We start from the raw sequence: 604 nt of genomic DNA on the forward strand, positions 1-604 counted from the left end.
ACATATATGTTACGAATACGCCTTGGGAAGTGGTTCCGATGGAACAAATCCATGATTTTTACTCCCTCCGCTGGCAGATCGAAATCATATTTAAAACGTGGAAATCTCTATTTCAAATTCATCATTGGCAAACTATCAAACAAGAGCGATTAGAATGCCATGTGTATGGAAAACTCATTGCCATTTTTATATGTTCTTCCACGATGTTTAAGATGCGCCAACTTCTGTTGCAAAAGCACAAAAGAGAACTAAGCGAATATAAAGCAATTGGGATGATTCAAGATCATCTATCCCTGTTATATCAAGCGATACAGAGAAACACCCAAGATCTAACAAAGATTTTAATCCGTTTGTTCGACCTCCTACAGAAGAATGGACGGAAATCTCATCGATATGAGAAGAAAACTATCTTTGATATTATGGGTGTTGTCTATGAGTATAATGGGTTTGGAAAACAAAAGAAAGCTGCATAATTTTTAAAATGAAACTCGTTAGAGTTTATTTGGTGTGTGTACTTTTCAATACCAAAAGTACATTACGAGTTTTTTAGTTGCTTTGAACGAAAGTTCATTTTATTTTTGTTCTTAAGTTGATGGGCATGTGA

Annotated in this window: 1 protein-coding gene; it reads left to right on the forward strand. The window is 34.9% G+C overall.

Annotated elements, in window-relative coordinates:
* Nucleotides 1-473 (forward strand): transposase (locus CRU95_RS16105; RefSeq protein ID WP_164969826.1); only part of this gene is annotated, 473 nt, incomplete at its 5' end.
* Nucleotides 474-604: the final 131 nt, after the last annotated feature.

Source organism: Arcobacter sp. F2176 (genome assembly GCF_004116465.1).
GTDB lineage: Bacteria > Campylobacterota > Campylobacteria > Campylobacterales > Arcobacteraceae > Arcobacter > Arcobacter siniprincipis.